The 18,264-nt window shown below is 68.9% G+C and carries 20 protein-coding genes; 9 read left to right on the plus strand and 11 right to left on the minus strand.

What is annotated here, in order from left to right:
* Positions 1-67: 67 nt before the first annotated feature.
* Together OMP43_RS05765 and OMP43_RS05770 are read left to right on the plus strand one after the other, a co-directional pair.
* Positions 68-1,477 carry a flagellar hook-length control protein FliK gene (locus tag OMP43_RS05765; protein ID WP_280278773.1) on the plus strand — a complete coding sequence of 470 codons (1,410 nt, stop codon included), beginning with the start codon at positions 68-70 and terminating at the stop codon, positions 1,475-1,477.
* Between the two features lie 11 nt (positions 1,478-1,488).
* The gene (locus tag OMP43_RS05770) at positions 1,489-2,193 is read left to right on the plus strand and encodes a flagellar hook capping FlgD N-terminal domain-containing protein (RefSeq protein ID WP_280278774.1); all 705 of its coding nucleotides are present in this window, start codon (positions 1,489-1,491) and stop codon (positions 2,191-2,193) included.
* A 504-nt stretch (positions 2,194-2,697) separates the two neighbouring features.
* Here OMP43_RS05770 and OMP43_RS05775 read toward each other — a convergent pair.
* From OMP43_RS05775 to flgF, 7 genes are all read right to left on the minus strand, one after another.
* On the minus strand, positions 2,698-2,979 hold the full coding sequence (locus OMP43_RS05775) for a hypothetical protein (RefSeq protein ID WP_280278775.1): 282 nt from the start codon (positions 2,977-2,979) through the stop codon (positions 2,698-2,700).
* A 148-nt stretch (positions 2,980-3,127) separates the two neighbouring features.
* Entirely contained in the window at positions 3,128-3,529 is a 402-nt protein-coding gene (locus tag OMP43_RS05780) for a hypothetical protein (RefSeq protein WP_280278776.1), read from the minus strand.
* Between the two features lie 150 nt (positions 3,530-3,679).
* On the minus strand, positions 3,680-4,534 hold the full coding sequence (locus tag OMP43_RS05785; RefSeq protein ID WP_280278777.1) for a flagellin: 855 nt from the start codon (positions 4,532-4,534) through the stop codon (positions 3,680-3,682).
* Positions 4,535-4,827: 293 nt separating this feature from the next.
* A complete protein-coding gene (gene flgH / locus OMP43_RS05790) occupies positions 4,828-5,595 on the minus strand; it encodes a flagellar basal body L-ring protein FlgH (RefSeq protein ID WP_280278778.1) in 768 nt (255 codons plus the stop codon).
* Between the two features lie 10 nt (positions 5,596-5,605).
* Positions 5,606-6,034: a flagellar basal body P-ring formation chaperone FlgA gene (gene flgA, locus OMP43_RS05795; protein WP_280278779.1), complete on the minus strand. Its 429-nt coding sequence runs from the start codon at positions 6,032-6,034 to the stop codon at positions 5,606-5,608.
* Positions 6,034-6,816, minus strand: coding sequence for a flagellar basal-body rod protein FlgG (gene flgG / locus OMP43_RS05800; RefSeq protein WP_086130129.1), 783 nt, complete (start codon positions 6,814-6,816; stop codon positions 6,034-6,036). Before flgG ends, flgA begins: the two co-directional genes overlap by 1 nt.
* 29 nt (positions 6,817-6,845) lie before the next feature.
* Positions 6,846-7,583, minus strand: coding sequence for a flagellar basal-body rod protein FlgF (gene flgF / locus OMP43_RS05805; RefSeq protein ID WP_280278780.1), 738 nt, complete (start codon positions 7,581-7,583; stop codon positions 6,846-6,848).
* A gap of 113 nt (positions 7,584-7,696) precedes the next feature.
* Between flgF and OMP43_RS05810 the strand changes: the two genes are divergently transcribed.
* The 4 genes from OMP43_RS05810 to OMP43_RS05825 are packed head-to-tail and all read left to right on the plus strand — an operon-like array spanning position 7,697 to position 10,231.
* Positions 7,697-8,248, plus strand: coding sequence for a flagellar basal body-associated FliL family protein (locus tag OMP43_RS05810; protein WP_280278781.1), 552 nt, complete (start codon positions 7,697-7,699; stop codon positions 8,246-8,248).
* Positions 8,245-9,264 (plus strand): flagellar motor switch protein FliM, encoded by a 1,020-nt coding sequence (fliM, locus tag OMP43_RS05815; protein ID WP_280278782.1) that lies wholly within the window; start codon positions 8,245-8,247, stop codon positions 9,262-9,264. The genes OMP43_RS05810 and fliM overlap by 4 nt, the downstream gene beginning before the upstream one ends.
* Entirely contained in the window at positions 9,261-9,650 is a 390-nt protein-coding gene (locus OMP43_RS05820; protein ID WP_280278783.1) for a DUF6468 domain-containing protein, read from the plus strand. Before fliM ends, OMP43_RS05820 begins: the two co-directional genes overlap by 4 nt.
* Positions 9,650-10,231 (plus strand): hypothetical protein, encoded by a 582-nt coding sequence (locus tag OMP43_RS05825; RefSeq protein ID WP_280278784.1) that lies wholly within the window; start codon positions 9,650-9,652, stop codon positions 10,229-10,231. The genes OMP43_RS05820 and OMP43_RS05825 overlap by 1 nt, the downstream gene beginning before the upstream one ends.
* Positions 10,232-10,310: 79 nt before the next feature.
* Here OMP43_RS05825 and OMP43_RS05830 read toward each other — a convergent pair whose 3' ends face one another.
* Complete coding sequence (locus OMP43_RS05830; protein WP_280278785.1) at positions 10,311-10,718, minus strand: hypothetical protein; 408 nt, start codon at positions 10,716-10,718, stop codon at positions 10,311-10,313.
* 147 nt (positions 10,719-10,865) lie between these two features.
* Between OMP43_RS05830 and OMP43_RS05835 the strand changes: the two genes are divergently transcribed.
* Both OMP43_RS05835 and OMP43_RS05840 read left to right on the plus strand, forming a co-directional pair.
* Positions 10,866-11,030, plus strand: a complete 165-nt coding sequence (locus tag OMP43_RS05835; protein WP_280278786.1) for a hypothetical protein — start codon at positions 10,866-10,868, stop codon at positions 11,028-11,030.
* Entirely contained in the window at positions 11,030-12,829 is a 1,800-nt protein-coding gene (locus tag OMP43_RS05840; protein ID WP_280278787.1) for a hypothetical protein, read from the plus strand. Before OMP43_RS05835 ends, OMP43_RS05840 begins: the two co-directional genes overlap by 1 nt.
* Positions 12,830-13,286: 457 nt before the next feature.
* Here the strand turns inward: OMP43_RS05840 and OMP43_RS05845 are convergent, their stop codons facing one another.
* From OMP43_RS05845 to OMP43_RS05855, 3 genes are read right to left on the minus strand one after another with little or no spacing between them, the layout of a single operon-like run.
* Positions 13,287-14,195, minus strand: a complete 909-nt coding sequence (locus tag OMP43_RS05845) for a flagellin (protein WP_280278788.1) — start codon at positions 14,193-14,195, stop codon at positions 13,287-13,289.
* 24 nt (positions 14,196-14,219) lie between these two features.
* On the minus strand, positions 14,220-16,301 hold the full coding sequence (locus OMP43_RS05850; protein ID WP_280278789.1) for a flagellar basal body rod C-terminal domain-containing protein: 2,082 nt from the start codon (positions 16,299-16,301) through the stop codon (positions 14,220-14,222).
* Between the two features lie 22 nt (positions 16,302-16,323).
* The gene (locus OMP43_RS05855) at positions 16,324-17,682 is read right to left on the minus strand and encodes a flagellar hook protein FlgE (RefSeq protein ID WP_280278790.1); all 1,359 of its coding nucleotides are present in this window, start codon (positions 17,680-17,682) and stop codon (positions 16,324-16,326) included.
* Between the two features lie 183 nt (positions 17,683-17,865).
* Here OMP43_RS05855 and OMP43_RS05860 point away from each other — a divergent pair, with 183 nt between their 5' ends.
* Positions 17,866-18,258: a flagellar biosynthesis repressor FlbT gene (locus tag OMP43_RS05860; RefSeq protein WP_280278791.1), complete on the plus strand. Its 393-nt coding sequence runs from the start codon at positions 17,866-17,868 to the stop codon at positions 18,256-18,258.
* The last annotated feature ends 6 nt before the right edge of the window (positions 18,259-18,264 follow it).

An 18,264-nucleotide genomic window follows, 5' to 3' on the forward strand; every position in this document is an offset into this window, starting at 1 on the left:
CCGTTTCACCGGCGAACATCCTATAATGAAGAATGCGGGCTCCGATGCCCGCCCATGAGGCGCGTGCATGCAGATAAACACTATCGGATTTCCCGCGGGTCTCCTCGGCGCAGGGAGCGCCGACCCCGCCGCCGGCATCGGCTTCGCGCAGATGCTCGGCGCGCCGGGCAATCCCGCCGGCACCGGCCTCGCGCCGCCGCCGGCCGCCAATGACCTGCTCGCGCCCGCCGCGCCGCTGAGCATGGCGCAGCTGCTCACCACCGCCGCGCCGGCGGCAGCCGCGGAAGCTCCGCCGGTCGAGGTTACATTGCCGCAGCCCGCCGCGCCGGCGGAAGCGCAGCCCGCCATGGGCGCGCAGCCCCTGGCGAGCGCGCCACCGGCGAGCACGCTGCCGGCGATGACGGAAGATACCGGCGCCCCAGCCGGCAAGCCGCCGCTGCCGGGCACGGAGGCCAAGCCGGCCAAACCGGCGGCAAACGCCCCGCCCGCTCCCGCACCCGCCGAACCCGCGATCGACACGCCTCCCACTCCCGCCGCCCAGGCGAGCGAACAGGCCCAGGCCGTGGCGCCGGAAGAGCCCAAGGCCCCGGTCAAGCGCGGCCCGCCCGTGGCGAACACCGAGGACGAACCGCCAGCCGCCGATCCCGCGGCCGTCGCGGGCAATGCGCAGGCCGCCGATATGGTCGCGGCCGCCATCGTCCAGGTCCCCCCGCGCCCCGAGCTCGCGGCCAGGCCTCAGCCCGCGCCGAACCGCCAGATCGGCGAGAGCGCCTCCCCCACGCGCAAGGCCGATGCCGTGCGCGGGGGCCAGGGCGCTGCGCAGGCCCCCGAGCCCGCAGCCGGCAGCGACAAGATCCAGGCCGCGACACCAGCGATCGCCGGCAAGCCGGGCGCCGGGAAGGACAATGCGCAGGGCGACGATCGCGGCCAGGCACCGGCCTTCACGCTGCGTAACGACGCGCCCCCCGCGCCGACGGCGCCGCATGCCGCCACCGACACGCCCCGCACCCAGGCGGCTCCCGCGATGGCCGCGGCCGAGCCGGTGGTCGCGGCGCGCCCCGGCCATCTCGGCCAGGCGCTCGGCGTCGAGATCGCGCGCAAGGTGGAGGCCGGCGAGGACATGCTGCGCGTCCGGCTGAGCCCGGACAATCTCGGCAAGGTCGAAGTGACGCTGTCGTTCGACGATGCCGGCACGCTGCGCGCCACGGTGCGCGCGGACAGCGCCCATGCGCTCGACTTGCTCCGCCAGGACGCCCCTGATCTGGGCCGCGCGCTCGACCAGGCAGGCATCCGCGCCGACGCGCAGAGCTTCCGCTTCGAGAGCCGCACCGGCGACGGCAACGCGCAGGCACAGCAGCAGCAACAGCAAAACCAGAATTCCGCTACCGGCCAGCACGCCGGCGGTGACGAACCCGATACGACCGACATCGCCTATCGCGGCATTCGCGGCGACGGGCAGGTCGATCTCCTCGCCTAGGAGCAACCAGCATGACCACCGTCAACACCACCACCAATACGCCGGCGACGAACGGCACCGCCAATGCATCGAGCACCGGCCTCAACGGCGACTTCACGATGTTCCTGAAGCTGCTGACCACCCAGATGCAGAACCAGGACCCGCTGAGCCCGATGGACACGGCCCAGTACACGCAGCAGCTGGTGCAATATTCGCAGGTCGAGCAGTCGATGGCGCAGACCAACACGCTCAAGTCGATCCTGTCGGCGCTGGGCACCCAGAACCTCACCCAGGCCTCGTCGCTGATCGGCCGCGCGGTGGAAGTGGATTCGCCCGTCGCCGGGCTCACCGCGACGCAGGCGGCGCAGTGGAGTTGGAGCACGCCGCGCGATGCCGCCTCGGTGGTCGCCACGATCAGCGACGCTTCGGGCAAGGTCGTCGATACCCGCACCGTGCAGGTGACCGGCAGCAGCGGCACGCTCGCCTGGGACGGCCTGACCTCGAACGGCCGCGAGATGCCGGCCGGCAAATATTCGCTCTCGCTCAAGGCGCTCGACAGTTCGGGCAACCAGTTGACCAGCACGGTCCACAACATCGGCACGGTCAGCGACGTGCAGCTCAGCAACGGCGCGGTGCTGGTGACCGTGAACGGCAACCAGGTCGAGGCGGGCAAGCTCATCCGCATCGGCGGGGCGAATGCCGGAACCGGCACGGGCAGCAGCGAGAGCGGCACCTAGTTATTCTTCCTTCGTCACCCCGGCCTTGCGCCGGGGTCCCGCTGTTTCACCGTCGGCAGAAGAAACGGGCCCCCGGCGCAAGGCCGGGGTGACGGGTGGATGGGGCCATCACGGCTCCCATTCTGAATGTCGAGCCTCCCCAGGCCCGATCGATCCCCGGGGTTTTCCTGAGGCCCGGGCGTTTGGGGCACCCCTTCCTCGCCTCTATAATGGAATCAGAGAGGCGGGCGGACGTATCGATCCCCTCGCGATCCGCCCGTCTCTCGGTGGCGCTCCGGCGCCTTGTTTCCCTTCGTTTAACCGAGCGGGCCGGATCCTCCACCGGCCCGCTTTTTCATGCGTCCGGAGCATGCCGGAGCGGATGGAGCCGGAGATGGAGCCGGAGATGGAGCCCGCCTTCACGGCGTGACGGCGATCGAGGCCCCCTTGTCCGGAGGGAGTAGCGCCAAAGCAGAACGGGGCCCCGCAAGGCCCCGTTCGCGATACTCGAAATGGATCCGCGGATCAGGCGTGCGCGGCACGCAGGATCGGCTGCGTGGGCAGCTTGATGATCTGCATCGGCGGCAGCTCGTCTCCGGCCTCGGCGACTTCATAAGCCTCCAGCGCGCAGCCCGGCAATGCGGCGGGCGCGGTAAGCATCGCAATGCAATCGGCGATCGACGGATCCTCGCGCGGGCCGATCGTGTCGAGCACGTCGGCCAGCGTCGCGCCCGGCGCCGCCAGGCCGCGATCGGCGGCGGCGGCCCAGAGCGCCCGGGCATCCTCGACCGTTAGCGTTAACGACACCAAGTAGCTGGTCGACGCTTCCGAACCCTGCCTCATTTCACCAACGCCCATTTGTCTGCCCCCGACCTGTTCGTGTGAATTTTGTATTAAATGCCTCAAAGCCGGCTTGCGGCGTAGTACGGGCAAGCCCGTATGTGGTTTTGCGGAATCAATGGACCCGCGCTTCCGCCCGCCGGCCGAGCTCGCGGGCATGCGCCGCGACCAGGCACAGCTCGGCATAGAGCCGATCCCAGAAAGGCGCGGGAATATCGAGTGCCGGGCCGTCCGACTGATCGAGCGCGAGCGCGGCGCAGGGATCCAGCCCGAGGCGAAAGCGCGTGGCGAACACGCCGTCGATATGCTCGTCCGGCAGGTCGTGCGGCACGGCGAGGCGCGCCGACATGATGTAGCCCGACAGGATGTCGACGCCATAGCCGTCGAGCATCACGCGCGGCCGGCCGGCCATGTCCGGCCGCTCGAGCACGACGAGCGCGCCCGAGGGATGCTCCTCGACGCTCACCTGAAGGCGGCCGCCGAACGCATCGGTGATTTCTCTGATCCTGGGAAACAAGGCTCTATTCTCCTCTTGGGATCATTATAGAGGCGTCAACCAATTGGCGGGGCGGCGCGCGCAAGAAAATTGCGGGCACGAAAAAAGGAGGCCGGGACTTGCGTCCCGGCCTCCTCGTCAGGGCCATAGACTCCAGGGAAAAGTCCGGCCTTAACGGAACAGCGAGGTGATGGTCGACGGCGCCTGGTTGGCGATCGACAGAGCCTGCACACCGAGCTGCTGCTTGACCTGCAGCGCCTGCAGCTTCGCCGATTCCTTGGCGAGATCGGCGTCGACAAGGTTGCCGATGCCGCCCTCGATCACGTCGGAGAGCTTGCTGGTGAAGGTCGACTGAGCATCGATCTTGCGCGAAGCCGCGCCGAGGGTGCTCAGGCTGGTCTTCAGGTTCGCCTGGGTCGTGGTGATCGTGTCGATCATCGCCTGCGCCGAAGCCTGGGTGCTGATGTTGCCGCCCGAAGCGATCGTGACGACCGAGCCGCCAAGGTCGAGACCCTGGTTGGCGACGCTCAGCGAGTCCGGATCCCAGGTGGTCGAGCTGGTGTTCGAGTCCTGCAGCGACTGCAGGGCCGTCACGGTGCCGCCCGAAGCCTTCAGCAGGTTCGTGCCGTTGAAGTCAGACGAGTTCACGATCGTGGTGATCTGGTCACGCAGAGCAACGAAGTCCGCGTTGAGCGCGTCACGGGTCGACGTGTCGATGCCGGCGTCGGCGGCCTGATAGGCCTTCGCCTTCATCTGGTTCACGACGTCCGAGATCTGCTCGGCGCCAGCCACCGCCACGTCGGTCACGCTCTTGGCGCGGCTCAGCGACGAAGACACGGCAGCGAGGCCGCCCATGTCGCCACGCAGGCCCTGAGCGATCGTGTACGAAGCCGAGTCGTCCTTGGTCGACGCAACCTTCAGGCCGGTGTTGATGCGGCTCTGAACCTGCGACAGGCCCCGGTTGGTCTCGTTGAGGCTCTGGAGAGCCGCCATCGCACCGACGTTGGTGTTAACCGAAAATGCCATTTCACTATCCTTCTTGGATCAAGGGCTGCTTCTGCGGCCCGAACCGGAGACGCCGGTTCGCGACGGAACGTGATCGGTACGCCCGCATGATCATTGTGGGAAAAATTATAGGATGACCAAAATTGCGGCGCGAATTTTGATGGTTACCGCAAGGTTAAGGTCAACGCATCGACGGCGGAGGCCATGGATCTCCCTCTCCCCTGCCTTCTCCCCGCGAGCGGGGAGAGGGAGAAAGGAAAATCGCCCCGCAGCAGGGGCTGCGAGGCGATCCTCTCCAAATCCTGGCGGCTTCTTCAGAACGGGAAGAGCGCGTCGTAGATCTGCTGGCCCCAACGCGCCTGCTGCGCGTCGGTCAGCTGGCCCTTGCCGCCATAGATCACGCGCGCCTCGGCGATCTGCGAGTGGCGGATCGAATTGTCGCGGGCGATATCTTCCGGACGGATGAGGCCGGTGATGATCAGCTCGCGCATCTCGAAGTTCACGCGAACCTCCTGGCGGCCCTTGATCATCAGATTGCCGTTGGGGAGCACCTGGGTGACGATGGCGGCCATCGTCATGTTGATCGTTTCCGACCGGGCGGTGGTGCCGCCGCCGGCATATTTGGAGCCCGAATTGGTCTCGAGCGCCGCATTGGCATCGGCGCCGAGCAGCTTCTTCACCGGGCCGATGCCGAGCAGGCCGCCCAGGCCGCCGCTCTCGCTGCCGCCACGGGTGCGCGAGGTGTTGTTGCCCAGGTCGGCCTTGTCGGCGATGTTGATCTTGATCGTCAGGATGTCGCCGATCTTGTTCGCGCGCTGATCGCGGAACAGCGCACCGGCGCCGGTGCGGAACAGCGAGGCGCTGTTCCCCTGCTGGGGCTGCTGGCGCATCGCCACGGTGCCGTTGGTGGTCGCGCCGCGAACGCGCTCCGACGGCATCGCCAGCGACGGCTCGATCTCGGGCGCCTCGACCGGCTGGATCTCGGAAAGCTTGGGGGCCTTGCCCACCTGCTTCAGGCGCCCGACGGCGCCGCAACCCGAAAGCGTGGCGCAGATGGCCGCGGCGAGAATGATCTTGCGCATGATGGTTCCCTCAAGGCGTGACGATGCGCACGGCGCCCGTGGCCTCGACGACCCCGTCCAGCGTGCGATTGGTTGCATTGGCGACGACCCGGACGGCCTCGCCCTTGGAACCGCCGCCGAGCGCGCGGCCCGCGGCGGTGATGATCAGCGGGCCGCTGACGATGCGAATGGTCACCGGCTCCCCGCGCCGCACCATCTGCGGGCGCATCAGGTCGGCCTGGCGCACCACCGTGCCCGCGGGCAGGTTGCGTGCGGCTTCCATGCCCGCGGCCTGGTCGATGGTGAGCGCGCCGCGCGCCGTGGCGGCGGGGCGCTGCTCGACCGCGAAGTCGCCGGCTTCGATCCGGTCGCCCTTCTGCACGGCATGGCCGAGCACGGCGACCGGCACCTCTTCGGGCGCGGCGAGCGCGAGCAGCGCGAGGCCGAGAACGCCCAGCATCAGCGCAGCTGGCTGGTCGTCGCCAGCATCTCGTCCGCGGTCTTCACCACGCGGCTGTTCATCTCATAGGCGCGCTGCGCGGTGATCAGCGCGGTGATCTCGGCCACCGGATTGACGTTCGAGGATTCGACGAAGCCCTGCAGCAGCGTGCCGAAGCCCGGATCGCCCGGGGCGCCGGCGATCGGCGCGCCCGACGCCGCGGTCTCGAGGAACAGGTTGCCGCCCTTGGCCTCCAGGCCGCCTTCGTTGACGAAGGTGGCGAGTTGGAGCTGGCCGAGCGTCTGCGGCGTCGGGTTGCCCGAAAGCACGACATCGACCTGGCCGGTCTTGGAGACGGTTACGCTCACCGCGTTCTGCGGCACGGTGATGCCCGGCTGGACCGGGAAGCCGTCCGAGTTCACCAGCTCGCCCTGGTCCGACACGCCGAACGAGCCGTCGCGGGTATAGCCCGTCGTGCCGTCGGGCAGCGTGATCTGGAAATAGCCATGGCCCTGGATCGCCAGGTCATATTGGTTGTCGGTCTGCTGGGTCGCGCCCTGCTCGTTGATCCGGTAGATCGCGCCGGTCTTCACGCCCGAGCCGATCTGGATGCCGGTCGGGCTCATCGTCTGCGCGCTGGTCGCCGAGCCGGGGCGCACGACCTGCTCGTAGAGCAGGTCCTGGAACTCGGCGCGCTGGCGCTTGAAGCCCGTGGTGTTCATGTTGGCGATGTTGTTCGAGATCACATCGACATTGGTCTGCTGCGCGAGCATGCCCGTCGCGGCGATGGAAAGCGTACGCATGAGCTAGTTCCTTATGCTCGTAATGGGGGTCAGCCGACCTTGCTCAGCCGGTCGATCGCCGACTTGCGCATGTCGTTCATGCTCTGGGAAAGGTTCTGGCTGGTCTGATAGGCGCGCAGGATCTCCACCATGTCGGTGGTCTCCTGGATCGCGTTGACGTTGGAGCCTTCGAGGCCGCCGCTCACCAGATGCGTCTGCTCCGACGGCAGCTCGCGGCCGCCGGTGCCGCTGAACAGACCGTCGCCGCGCGGATCCACTCCGGCCTCGTCGAACTGCGTCACGGTGACCCGGCCGAACGGGCCGCCGGGCCCGTTGACCGTGCCGTCCTTGCCGATCGAGACCTGGTTGGCCGCTTCCTGCGGGATGGTGATCGGCTTGCCGCCGTCGCCCAACACCTTGTTGCCGCTGGAGGTGGCGAGCTCGCCCGTCGGCAGCATCTTGAGCTGGCCGGCGCGCGTATAGGCGGTGCTGCCGTCGGGCGCCTGGACCGAGAAATAGCCCTGCCCCTCGATCATCAGGTCGAGCGGGTTGCCGGTGGCCTGGAAGCCACCCTGGCTGAAATCATGGATCGCGCCGTAATCGAGCACGAACGACGTCTGCTTCGCCGGCTTCACCGCGCTGTCGGTCTTCTCGACATATTCGCGGAAGACCGGCTGCTCGCGCTTGAAGCCGACCGTGTTCATGTTGGCGAGATTGTTCGCCGCCACGTCCATGCGACGGCGCAGCGCCGTTTCCTGGCTCAGCAGCACATAGGAAGAAATGTCCACCGGACGTCCCTCAAAAATTCGCACTAGGCAACAATTGCCGGGCGCTGATCCTATAATAGGAGAAAATGCACCGACGCGGTGTCGGCGCGCAGATTTCGGAAGGTCACCAGGGAATGTCGTCTCCGGAAATCATCGAGGAGGGTGCGGAAGCCGCGAAGGCTCCCCCGCCCAAATCGAGGAAGAAGCTGATCCTCATCGGTGCCGCGGCGGGCGTGCTGCTGCTTGGCGGCGGTGGCGGCGCGGCCTTCATGCTCTCCGGCTCCAGCGCCAAGGCGGAAGACGCCAAGGACGCGCATGGCGGCGCGAAGGATGCCGCGGCGAGCGGCGGCCATGGCGAGGCAGCGGCAGGCGATGCGGGCAAGGACGCCTTTGTCGACGTCCCCGCGATGCTGGTGAACCTGCGCTCGCCCGACGGCCAGGCGCGCTTCCTCAAGATCCACTTCATGATCGTGCCGGGCGACGGCGTCGCCCCGGACGGGCTGAAGGACAAGCTGCCGCTGCTGCTCGACAGCTTCCAGCCCTTCCTGCGCGAGCTGCGCCCGGAGGACCTGTCCGGATCCGCCGCGGTCTTCCGCATCAAGGAAGAGATGATGGTGCGCGCCACCGCCACGCTCGGCGCGGGCCAGGTGAAGGACATCCTCATCCAGGACCTGGTGCAGCAATGATCGACCTCGAGGATTTCGATCTTCCCGATCCTCCCGCCCCTCCCGGCGACATGGGCAGCGGCGTGTTCGACCAGGCCGATATCGATGCCCTGTTCGGCGATGTGGGCCCGATCGCCCGCAAGTCCGGCCTGCGCGCCGTCATCGAATCCAAGGTCATCAGCCACGAGCGCCTGCCGATGCTCGAAGTGGTGTGCGACCGGGTGGTCCGTTCCTTCGCGAGCTCGATGCGCAACCTGACCTCGGACGGCGTCGACGTCAGCCTGGAGGAAGTGACTTCCACCCGCTTCGGCGAGTTCATGAACCGCGTCGCGCTGCCCGCGATGGTGGGCGTGTTCAAGATCGAGGAATGGGAGAGCTACGGCCTCGTCACCGTCGATTCGAACCTGATCTACTCGGTGGTGGACGCGCTGCTCGGCGGCCGCGGCGGCGGCTCGCCGATGGTGATCGACGGCCGCGCCTTCACCACGATCGAGACCGGCCTGGTCTCGCGCATGCTGACGCTGGCATTGAACGACTTCTCGGAGGCCTTCGCCCCGATCGAGCCGGTGAACATGAATCTCGAGCGCATCGAGACCAATCCGCGCTTCGCCGCGATCGCCGGCGTGTCCAACATCTGCGCCACCGCGACCTTCCGGGTCGACATGGACGGGCGCGGCGGGCGGTTCACCCTGGTGTTCCCCTATGCCACCCTGGAGCCGGTGCGCGACAAGCTGCTCCAGCGCTTCATGGGCGAGAAGAGCGGCCGCGACAGCATCTGGGAGGCGCACATGGCCGCCGAGGTGCGCAAGACCAATGTCTCGATGAGCGTGCTGCTGGGCGAGAAGGCGATGTCGATCGCCGACCTGCGCAACCTCGAGATCGGCCAGACCATCGCGCTCCACAAGAGCCCGGACGACGCGCTCGACGTCGCGTGCGGCGGCGTGAAGCTCGCCCAGGGCCAGATCGGCCAGCGTAACGGCCAGGTCGCCGTGCGTCTGATCAACGACGTTTCCTCCGACAAGAAGGTGAAGCAATGAGCATCGCGCTACTCGCCAATGTGCTGACGATCATCCTGTGCATGGCCGTGCTCGTGCAGAGCGTGCGGATGATGAAGAGCCTGCGCACCGTGAAGGACGGCGCGCTCACCCAGGTCGTCGAGGCGCTGCAGGTCGCCACCGTCCAGGCCCGCGCCGTGCTGTCGGACATGAAGCATACGCTGGGCACCGATTGCGCCCGCCACGCGCAACTGGTCGAACGCGCCCGCGAGCTGCGCGACGAGCTGAGCCTGATGACCGGCATCGCCGACGCCGCCGCCGAGCGGATCGTCAACGCGGTGAGCATGGCCAATGCCCAGCGCGACGAGGAAGCGGGCGAGCCGGCGGCCGCGGCCGAGGGCGACGCCCCGCTGGCGGAAGCCGCGTGATGGCCCGCCCCTCGCTGCTCCTGCTCACCGCCGGCGTGACCGGGCTCGCGGTGGTCGCCAATGCGGCGACGATCGCGACCGGCCAGCAGGACACCGGCCAGACCCGGCTCGGCAACGCGATCACCCAGGACATGAGCGACCGCGATGTCGCCGCCGCCCGCCGCAAGCGCGGGCTCGACCTGCGCGAGCAGGCGGCCAAGGCCGCCTCCGCCCGCCTGGCCGCCGATGTGGAAGCCCGCCGGAAGCAGGACGAGGCGCAGTTGCAGGCCGGCACGGCCCCCGGCGCCGGGCCCTCCCCGGCGGACTCGCAGTTCGACGAGCTGGCCCGAATCTACCAGGCGATGAAGCCCAAGGCCGCCGCCATGGTCTTCGAGCAGCTCGACATGGAAGTGCAGATGAAGGTCGCGCAGCGGATGCGCGAGCGCTCCACCGCGATGATCATGGCGGCGATGACGCCCAAGGGAGCGGCCGCGCTCAGCATGGCGATGGCGCGCCGCAACGCCGCCCATCCGCCGGCGCCGGCGGCGATCCGCCCCCAGCCCGGCCAGGCCATGGGCCCGGCCGCGACCGCACGCCGCTGACGCCGGCATCGACAAGAAAGCGCCGCCCCGGGACGATGCCGGGGCGGCGCTTTCTTGTATTCGGGTGCCGGAGACCCGTTCAGCCGGTGCGGGCGTCGACTTCGACGATCAGCACGCGGACCAGGCCGGGCTCGGCGGCCCGCAGCGCGGCGGTAAGGTCATGGTCGAGCCGCTGCGCATCGACCGCCCGAAGCGCCGAGGCATTGAGCCGGGCGAACTCCAGTCCCGCCGCCAGCGTCGCCGCGCGCAGCATCGGCATTTCGCCGCCCAGCTTCGAGGCGGCCTCGGCGGAACCCGCGTCGATCACCAGCTTGAAGCGCAGGGCGCCGTTGACGCGATCCGCGTCCACGATCGGCACGGTGATCTCTTCCATGGGCACGAGATACAGGCCCTCGCCCGCGGCGGCGCCGCCGCCCGATGCCTGTGCGCCACCGCCCGGCAGCGGCAATGCCGCCAGCCCCAGCGCCACCAGCGTTTCGCGTCGCAAGATCCTGTCCTCCGATATCGATGCCCGGCGCCCGCATCGGGCACCCATCCCTCTATAATAGAATGGAATCAGCGAGCAGGTGACGAGTTGAGCCACGATCAGCGCCCGAGAAAGATGCGTGTCGTCGATAATGGAAGGCATCCCAATGTGCGGATGACCATCGAGGACACGGCCGAGATCGTCCGCCCGCCGGCTCCCGCCCCCGCTCCGGGCAGGGCGCCGCTGCCGATGCTGCACGCCATCCTCTTCCTGCTCGCCTGTATCGGCGGCGGCATCGCCGTCGTCGCGATCCGGCCGTTCGGGCTCGGCTGATGCGCAGCCTGTTCCTGGCCCTCGCCGCCGGCGCCACCACCGCGCCCGCCGTCACCGCGCCGGCTCCGCACGGCTCCCCCGCGCCGGCCGCGACCCCCGCCCCCACGGCCACGCCGGCCGCCGTGATTCCCAGCACCGCGCTGCCCCGCTTCGCGGCCACGCTGGCGCAACTGCCGATGATCACCGGCGCGGACGGCTGGACCGGCGTCACCGGCACCGAGGCGTGGCACCAGCTCGCCACCGCGACGCCCGACACGCGCCAATCGGTGCGCTGGAGCTTCGCCAAGGGCCTGATCCGCCAGGATCGTGCCGCCGAGGCGCTGGGCGTGCTCGAGGCGATGCGCCTGGCCGATCCCGACCTGGCGCTCGTCGCCCCCTATCAGCTCGCGCGCGGCGCGGCGCTCACGCTGCTCGGCCGCGACGCCGAAGCGGTGGAATCGCTGAGCACCGCCGAGCTCGCCGGCAATGCGGAGGCATGCGCCTGGCGGATGCGCGCGCTCGCCCATTCCGGCGCCGCGCCGGAGGCGATGGGCCAGATCGGCTGCGCCCGCGACGCGATCAACGCCCGCACCCCGCGCGACCGCGCCCCCTTCATGCTCGCCGCGGCCGGCGCCGCGATCGATGCCGGCCAGCCGCAGCCCGCGCTGCAATGGCTCCAGCTGTTCGACGACCGGAACGGCGACGCCAACCTGCTGCGCGGCCGCGCGCTGCTGGCGCAGAAGGATCTGGCCGGCGCCCGGCTGCGCTTCGAGCGCGCGGCGCTCACCGGCACCCCGGAGGCGAAGGCCGGCGCCCGGCTCGGCGCGATCGAAGTGTCGATCGCCGGCCATGCGATCGCGCCGCCCGAGGCGATCCGGCAGCTCGACGCGATGCGCTTCGGCTGGCGCGGCGGCCCGGTCGAGCGGCGGGCGCTGACCATCGAATATGGCCTGGCCAAGGAACAGCAGGACCTGCGCGCCGAGCTGAAGAGCGGCGCCACGCTGCTGCGCTACTTCAAGCTGGGCACCCAGGCCGGACCGATGCTCGCCGAGCTGCAGCAATCGCTGAGCGCGGTGCTGGCGCCGGAGAGCGGCGTGCCGCTCGCCCAGGCCGCCGGCCTCTATTGGGACTATCGCGAGCTGGCGCCCTCGGGCGGCGATGGCGACCTGCTCGCCAACCGCCTGGCCGACCGGCTCCAGGCCGCCGGCCTCTATGCCCGCGCCGCCGAGCTGCTGTCCTATCAGCTGACCCGGCGCGCGCAGGACGTCGCCCAGGGCCCGCTCTCCGTGCGCGTGGCGATGCTCCAGATCCTCGCCGGCCGGCCCGACCTGGCGCTCAAGGCGCTGCAGGCCACCGAGCAGCCGAGCTATACCGCCCAGATGCGCTGGGACCGCAAGCGGATGGAAGCCGTGGCGTTCCATCGGCTGGGCAAGGACGACGCCGCCGCGGCCGCGCTGGACGGCGTGCCGGACGGCGCGGCGGTGCGCGCCGAGATCCACTGGCGCACCCAGGACTGGGGCTCCTTCGTGACGGAAAGCGAAAAGGGCCTGCCCTCCGGCAGGGGCCTGGGGGCGCCGCAACAGGCGGCGGTGCTGCGCTATGCCGTGGCGCTGGCGATGCTGGGCCGCGAGGACCGGCTGCGCGCGCTGCACGGCCGCTATGCCCCGGCGTTCAAGGGCCTGCCCACCGCCAGCGCATTCGACATGCTGACCGCCAGCCTCGACCGGATCGACCCGGCCAGGCTCGATGCCGCGATCGGCGCCATCCCCGAGGCGAGCCCGGCGGGCGCGATCGGCGACCTGCTCGACGCCGGGGGCTGAGCCGCCGGGGGCGGGCGGACAGGTCCAACATCGCGGCTCGTCCCGGTGCTCGAAAGGTCGCAAAGGCCGCAACCCGTGCGAGCCTCGCGAGACCCAAATTTCCCTAATTTCACGGGAACCCAGCACATCGCGCAACTTCCTTGCGCGAATGCGATCCTATTTTTCCAACGCGGCGAAAGAGCGGCCGGCAACGCGCACCGGCTGCGCCAGCCCAGCAGGCGAAACCCTACATTGCAAGGAGGTCAACAACCCAGTTGAGGACTCACCGTCCTTCGTCATCCCCGCGCAGGCGGGGATCCAGGGCCGGGCGCGGAACCCGCGCGGCAGGCCCTGCCCCTTTCGGAGGCTGTTCGCGCAATGGCAGCGATACCCGCTCTACCCTGGATCCCCGCCTGCGCGGGGATGACGGGATTCGCTGATCAAGCGTCAGCTCAACCCCGGAAGACCAGAACGCCCCCTATTTCAGATAGGCGGTCAGGTTCAGCCCGGACAGCTGGGCGAACACCGAATAGCTGGCCTCGAGCACGGTCTTCTGCTGGGCGAGGTCGATCGCGACCTGGCCGAGATCGGCATCCTCATTGTCCTGGATCACCCCCTGCAGCACCAGGCCGCGGGCTTCGCCGCGCGCGGTCAGCGTGTCGACCTGGTTCTGCTTGCGGCCGTTGTCGGCGTTGATCGCCCGCACGTCGCCAAGGCCGGTATTGAGCTGCGCCACCGCCTGCTTGATCGCATCCATCTGCGCATCGGTGGGCTTGGTGCCGATGTCGCCGGCCTGGCCGAGCGTGCGGAACGCCTCGTAGAGATTGGCGCCGATCTCGCTCGCGCCGACGCCGTAGCTGATGTCCACGCCGTCGGCCACCCGCGCATTGGCGCGCACGGTGTCGTTGTGGAAGGCATTGGCGGCGGGGGTCGTCGCCGCCTGGGCGAGCGTGTCCACCGAGAAGGGCGCCTGATCGATCTGGCTGCCGCCGAACAGCGGCGTGCCGCCTTCCGAGGCGTTGAGCGAGGTGCGGAACTGATCGAAGGCAGTCTGGATCGCTTCCTGCAGGCCGGCGGAATCGCCGGTGCCGACTGCCTTCATCAGGCTGGTGCGCAGATCCGAGGTGGCGTCGTCGATGCCCTCCAGATTGGCCTGGTAGAGCGAGAGGGTGGTGCCGACGCGCTTCGACACGGTCGCCTGCGCGTCCTGGCGGGCGAGCAGCGAGTGCGCGGAGAGATTGCGCACCGCCTCGGTGCCGAGATCGGCGAAGGTCGCGGCCTTCTTGCGGGTCGAAAGCTGCCGCTGGGTGTCGGCCAGCTGCTCCTGCGCGCGCGAGATCGCCCCCGCCATGGTGCGCTGGAGCGGAATGGTGGCAACGCGGGTCATGGGTCTTCCCTTCTTCTTCCGGCCCTATCGGACCATGCCGAGGAGCGTGTCGTACATGTCGTTCGCGGTGGAGATCACGCGCGCGGCCGCCGAATAGCTGTTCTGCAGCACCACCATCTGCGAGAGTTCCTCGTCGATGTTGACGCCCGCGAAACTGTCGCGGCGATTGATCGCGTCGTCGCGGCGCGCCGTGGCATCCGCCAGCTGGCCCTTGGCCTGGTTCGCATCCAGGCCGATGCGGCCCATCAGGTTGCTGGCAAAGGCATCGACGGTCGACTTGCCGTCCTTGCCGAGATCGATCGCGCTGCCGAGCTTGTTGACGAAGGCGGTCGCGCCGCGCGTGTCGCCGGAGCCGAGCGCCTTGGCGCCCACCGCGACGTCCTGCAGCCGGGCGAGGCCGAGCTTGGACGCGTTCGCGAGGATGTCGGGCCGGACCTGCGCGCTGCCGAGCCCGCTCGACGCGCCGGTGAGATTCATCATCTGCGCGAAGGAGCGCCCGGTGCCGAGCCGATTGGTCGAATCCGCCGGGATCGAGAGGGTAGCGCCGGCGACGCTCGCCGCCGGCGCGAAGCGCAGGCGCCCGCTATCGTCCAGCGAGAAGGTGCCGAAATTGGAAAGCGGGCTGCCGTTCAGATCGTTGACGAGATCGCCGAACGTGCCGCCGGTGGTGGGCGTCAGCGTATAGCTGGTCAGCGCCCGGCCGGAACTGTCCCGCAGCACGATCTGCGTGGTCTCGCCCGTGGCGAAGCCATGCGGATCGCCGGCCGCGAAACCCGAAGGCACCAGCGAGGAATCGTCGCTGCGGACGAGATCGTTGAGCCCGAAGAATTGCGAGACGCCCTGCCCGGCGCGCGCGCTGGGCTTGGTCGCATCCTGGCCGATCGCCACGCCATTGCCGGCGCCGTTGGCGACGATGCTGAACTTGCCATTGGCGAAGCTCGCCGTGCCGGCGCCGCCCAGGCCGGTATTGATCGCGGTGACCATGTCGTCGATCGTCGCGTTCGGGCCGAGCGCGTCGAAATCGATCTTGGTGCTGGCGACCAGCGTGCCGTCCGCCTTGGTGACCGCGAAGGTCGCCGCACCGGTGAAGCCCAGGCGATCGCTGCCCGCCATGCCGCTGTTGCGGCCGTTGAGCGCGGCCGGAGGCGGCACGGTGCTGCCTGCGTTCGACACCGAGTTCAGTGCCTGGGACAGGCCGGTGAACAGCGTGCCGAGCTGCTCGGAAAATGCCGGCAGCGCGCGATCGCGCAGATCGAGCAATCCGCCCAGCTTGCCGCCGATCGCGGCGGAATCGATCTTGTCGCCGGTGGCCGCGTCGGGTTGGGCGAAGCGGATCTCGATCGGCGGATAGGTGGGCTGCGAAGCCCCGCCCGCGCTGGGATAGGAGAGCTGCCGCAGGCGCTTGTCGAGCAGCATCTGGCCATTGGCCGTCTCGATGGTGACGCGGCCGTCCGCCTGGTCGCGGACGGTGACCTGCATCAGCCCGCTCAGCTCCTCGATCGCGCTCATCCGCTGATCGGCGGCGCCGCCGGCGCTGCGGCCGAGGCCGGTGGCCTGCGCCACCGTACCGTTCAGGTCGTAGATGCGCTTGAGCAGCGTGTTGATCTTGTCGACCGAATAGCCGACCTCCGATTCCACGTCGGAGCGCAGCTGGGACACGTCATTGTCCATCTGCTGCATCGAGCTGATCGCATCCTGCACGTCGTTGGTGAACTGGGCCACCGTCTGCGTGGAGCCCAGCGAGCCCGTCATCGCCACGGCCGAGGCCGATACCGCGTCGAGGCGCGCCGAGAGGCCGGAAGAGGCCCCGGGCTGCCCGAGCAGCGCCTGCAGGCGGTCGAGATAGTTGGCGGTCACTTCCGTGCGGCCGTAATCGCCCGCCCGGTTATAGACCGTCGCTTCGAGGAACCGGTCGGCGACGCGGGTGGGCTCGCCCACCACCACGCCGCTGACCTGGCCCGCGACCACCCCCGTGGTGAGGTTGACGCGCTCGCGCGCATAGCCGGCCACCCCGACATTCGCGATGTTGTTGGAAACCGCGCGGAGGCCGGCCTGGGCTGCCGCCAGGCCGGACACCGCGGTGCCGAGAATGTCGTTGAGCGCCATGTTCCCCTACGTTCTTCTGGCGTTAGCGCTTGAGGTCGCTGACTTCGCGCAGCATGTCGTCCACCGTCGTGATGATCTTCGACGACGCGCTGTACGCGCGCTGGAAGCGGATCATGTTGGTGAACTCGCCCGCCAGGTCGACCGTCGAGGCCTCGAGCGAGTTCGCCGCGATGGCGCCCGCGCCCAGCTCGCCCGGCTCGTTCAGCGTGAAGCCGCCCGAGAGACGGCTGGCGGTATAGGCGTTGCCGGACACGCGGGTGAGGCCGTCCGGGTTCTGGAAGGTCGCCAGCGGAAGCTGGAACACCGCGCGGGTGGTGCCGTCGTCGAACACCGCGTTGACGACGCCTTCCTTGGTGATCTCGATCTGCGACAGATTGCCCAGCGTGCCGCCATCGGTGTTGCCCGAGATCAGCGAGCTCGGCTGGCCGAACTGGGTGAGGCCGTCGATCTTGCCGTCGCTGCCCAGCTCCAGCTTGATCGGCACCGAGGCCGCCTGGTTGGAATAGGTGATGTTCAGCGCGCTGTTCAGCCAGCTGCCCGACGGAAGGTCGAGGCTGCCGTCCGGCTTGAACTTGACGTCGCCGCCCGCGATGAAGCCGCTGGTGCTCTTCACCGCCGGCGTCACGCTGGTGTCCATGATGTCGCCCGCCGGGCTCGAATAGACTTCGGCCTTCCACGCGTTCGGCCCGGTCTTGATGAAGGCCATGTTCAGCGTGTGCGAACCGCCCTGCTGGTCATAGACGGTGAACGAGCGCTGGAACTGGTTCTCGGTCTTCGGCGTGAACGTATTGTCCGCGGCGTACTTCGCCAGGTCGCCCTGGGTGTAGCCGGCGGCGGCCGGCGAGACGTCGGTCGCGGTGTTGAGGTTGATGCGCGCCTGGATGCGCGACGTCGCCGCCGCGGTGCCGGTCAGGTCGCTGACGCGGATCGCCTCCAGGTCGTCGAGATTGCCGGTGTTGACATATTTGCCCTCGGCATCGAGGCGATAGCCATAGAGGTACAGGCCCGTCGCCGGGTTCTTCAGATAGCCTTCCTCGTCGGCGCGGAACGAACCGGCGCGGGTGAAGGCGACCTCGCCCTGGCCGCCGGCGGCGGTGCGGGTGACGAAGAAGCCCTTGCCGTCGATGGCGATGTCGGTGCTGTTGCTCGACGCCTGCATCATGCCCTGCTTCGAGATCATCGCGATCGGCGCGGCGACGACGCCGCCCGCCGAATAGCTCGAACGCGCGCGGCCATCCGTCACCATCGTCTTGAACTGGGCTTCGACGCCCTTGTAGCCGATGGTGTTGATGTTGGTGATGTTGTCGGCGACCGCCGCCATCGCGCTCGACTGCGCGTTGAGGCCCGAGACGCCGGCATAGAGAGCGGAATAGAGGCTCAAGACGTTAACTCCCGTCGATGCCCACGGAACGCGCGCGGGCCACGCCTCAATTGTAGGATGAGCGAAGCGAAGACCCAAAGCGGGGCGCAATAAGATGATGCTGGGCAAAAATTGCCGGGTGCGGCGCCGGCGATGCGAAAGGCATCCTATAATGCAGCCAGACGAACGAAAGGCTGTTCCCCAATGCTCCGCATCACCCTTCGCGACGGCGAGAAGGCGATCGTCAACGGCGCGGTGATCCGCGCGGTCGGCCGCACCCAGATCGCCGTGGAGAATCAGGTGTCGATCCTGCGCGGGCGCGAGATCATGCGCCCCGAGGAAGCGACCACGCCGGCACGCCAGCTCTATTTCGCCGCGATGCTCGCCTATATCGATCCGGCGAACCGCGACGGCCATCACGACATCGTGGTCGGGCTGGTCGGCGCGCTGGTCGTCGCGCTCGCGGCACCGGAAGCCAAGTCGGCCTGCATCCGCTTCGCCGGCGAGATCGCCCAGGGCGAATATTACAAGGCACTGGCCAGCGCGCGCGAGGTGATCGCGTTCGAGGACGCCCTCGCCGCCCCGCAGGCGGCCTGAGGGCCA

The organism is Sphingomonas sp. CBMAI 2297 (assembly GCF_029870595.1).
Classification (GTDB): domain Bacteria; phylum Pseudomonadota; class Alphaproteobacteria; order Sphingomonadales; family Sphingomonadaceae; genus Sphingomonas.

What these genes read in the sequence shown, in the direction of transcription:
- OMP43_RS05850 (WP_280278789.1), bottom strand. Translation starts at nt 16,301, where the DNA reads ATGGCGCTCAACGACATTCTCGGCACCGCGGTGTCCGGCCTGGCGGCA.
- OMP43_RS05820 (WP_280278783.1), top strand. Translation starts at nt 9,261, where the DNA reads ATGAGCATCGCGCTACTCGCCAATGTGCTGACGATCATCCTGTGCATG.
- OMP43_RS05810 (WP_280278781.1), top strand. Translation starts at nt 7,697, where the DNA reads ATGTCGTCTCCGGAAATCATCGAGGAGGGTGCGGAAGCCGCGAAGGCT.
- OMP43_RS05765 (WP_280278773.1), top strand. Translation starts at nt 68, where the DNA reads ATGCAGATAAACACTATCGGATTTCCCGCGGGTCTCCTCGGCGCAGGG.
- OMP43_RS05840 (WP_280278787.1), top strand. Translation starts at nt 11,030, where the DNA reads ATGCGCAGCCTGTTCCTGGCCCTCGCCGCCGGCGCCACCACCGCGCCC.
- OMP43_RS05770 (WP_280278774.1), top strand. Translation starts at nt 1,489, where the DNA reads ATGACCACCGTCAACACCACCACCAATACGCCGGCGACGAACGGCACC.
- OMP43_RS05825 (WP_280278784.1), top strand. Translation starts at nt 9,650, where the DNA reads ATGGCCCGCCCCTCGCTGCTCCTGCTCACCGCCGGCGTGACCGGGCTC.
- OMP43_RS05785 (WP_280278777.1), bottom strand. Translation starts at nt 4,534, where the DNA reads ATGGCATTTTCGGTTAACACCAACGTCGGTGCGATGGCGGCTCTCCAG.
- OMP43_RS05845 (WP_280278788.1), bottom strand. Translation starts at nt 14,195, where the DNA reads ATGACCCGCGTTGCCACCATTCCGCTCCAGCGCACCATGGCGGGGGCG.
- fliM (WP_280278782.1), top strand. Translation starts at nt 8,245, where the DNA reads ATGATCGACCTCGAGGATTTCGATCTTCCCGATCCTCCCGCCCCTCCC.
- flgH (WP_280278778.1), bottom strand. Translation starts at nt 5,595, where the DNA reads ATGCGCAAGATCATTCTCGCCGCGGCCATCTGCGCCACGCTTTCGGGT.
- OMP43_RS05860 (WP_280278791.1), top strand. Translation starts at nt 17,866, where the DNA reads ATGCTCCGCATCACCCTTCGCGACGGCGAGAAGGCGATCGTCAACGGC.
- flgG (WP_086130129.1), bottom strand. Translation starts at nt 6,816, where the DNA reads ATGCGTACGCTTTCCATCGCCGCGACGGGCATGCTCGCGCAGCAGACC.
- flgA (WP_280278779.1), bottom strand. Translation starts at nt 6,034, where the DNA reads ATGCTGGGCGTTCTCGGCCTCGCGCTGCTCGCGCTCGCCGCGCCCGAA.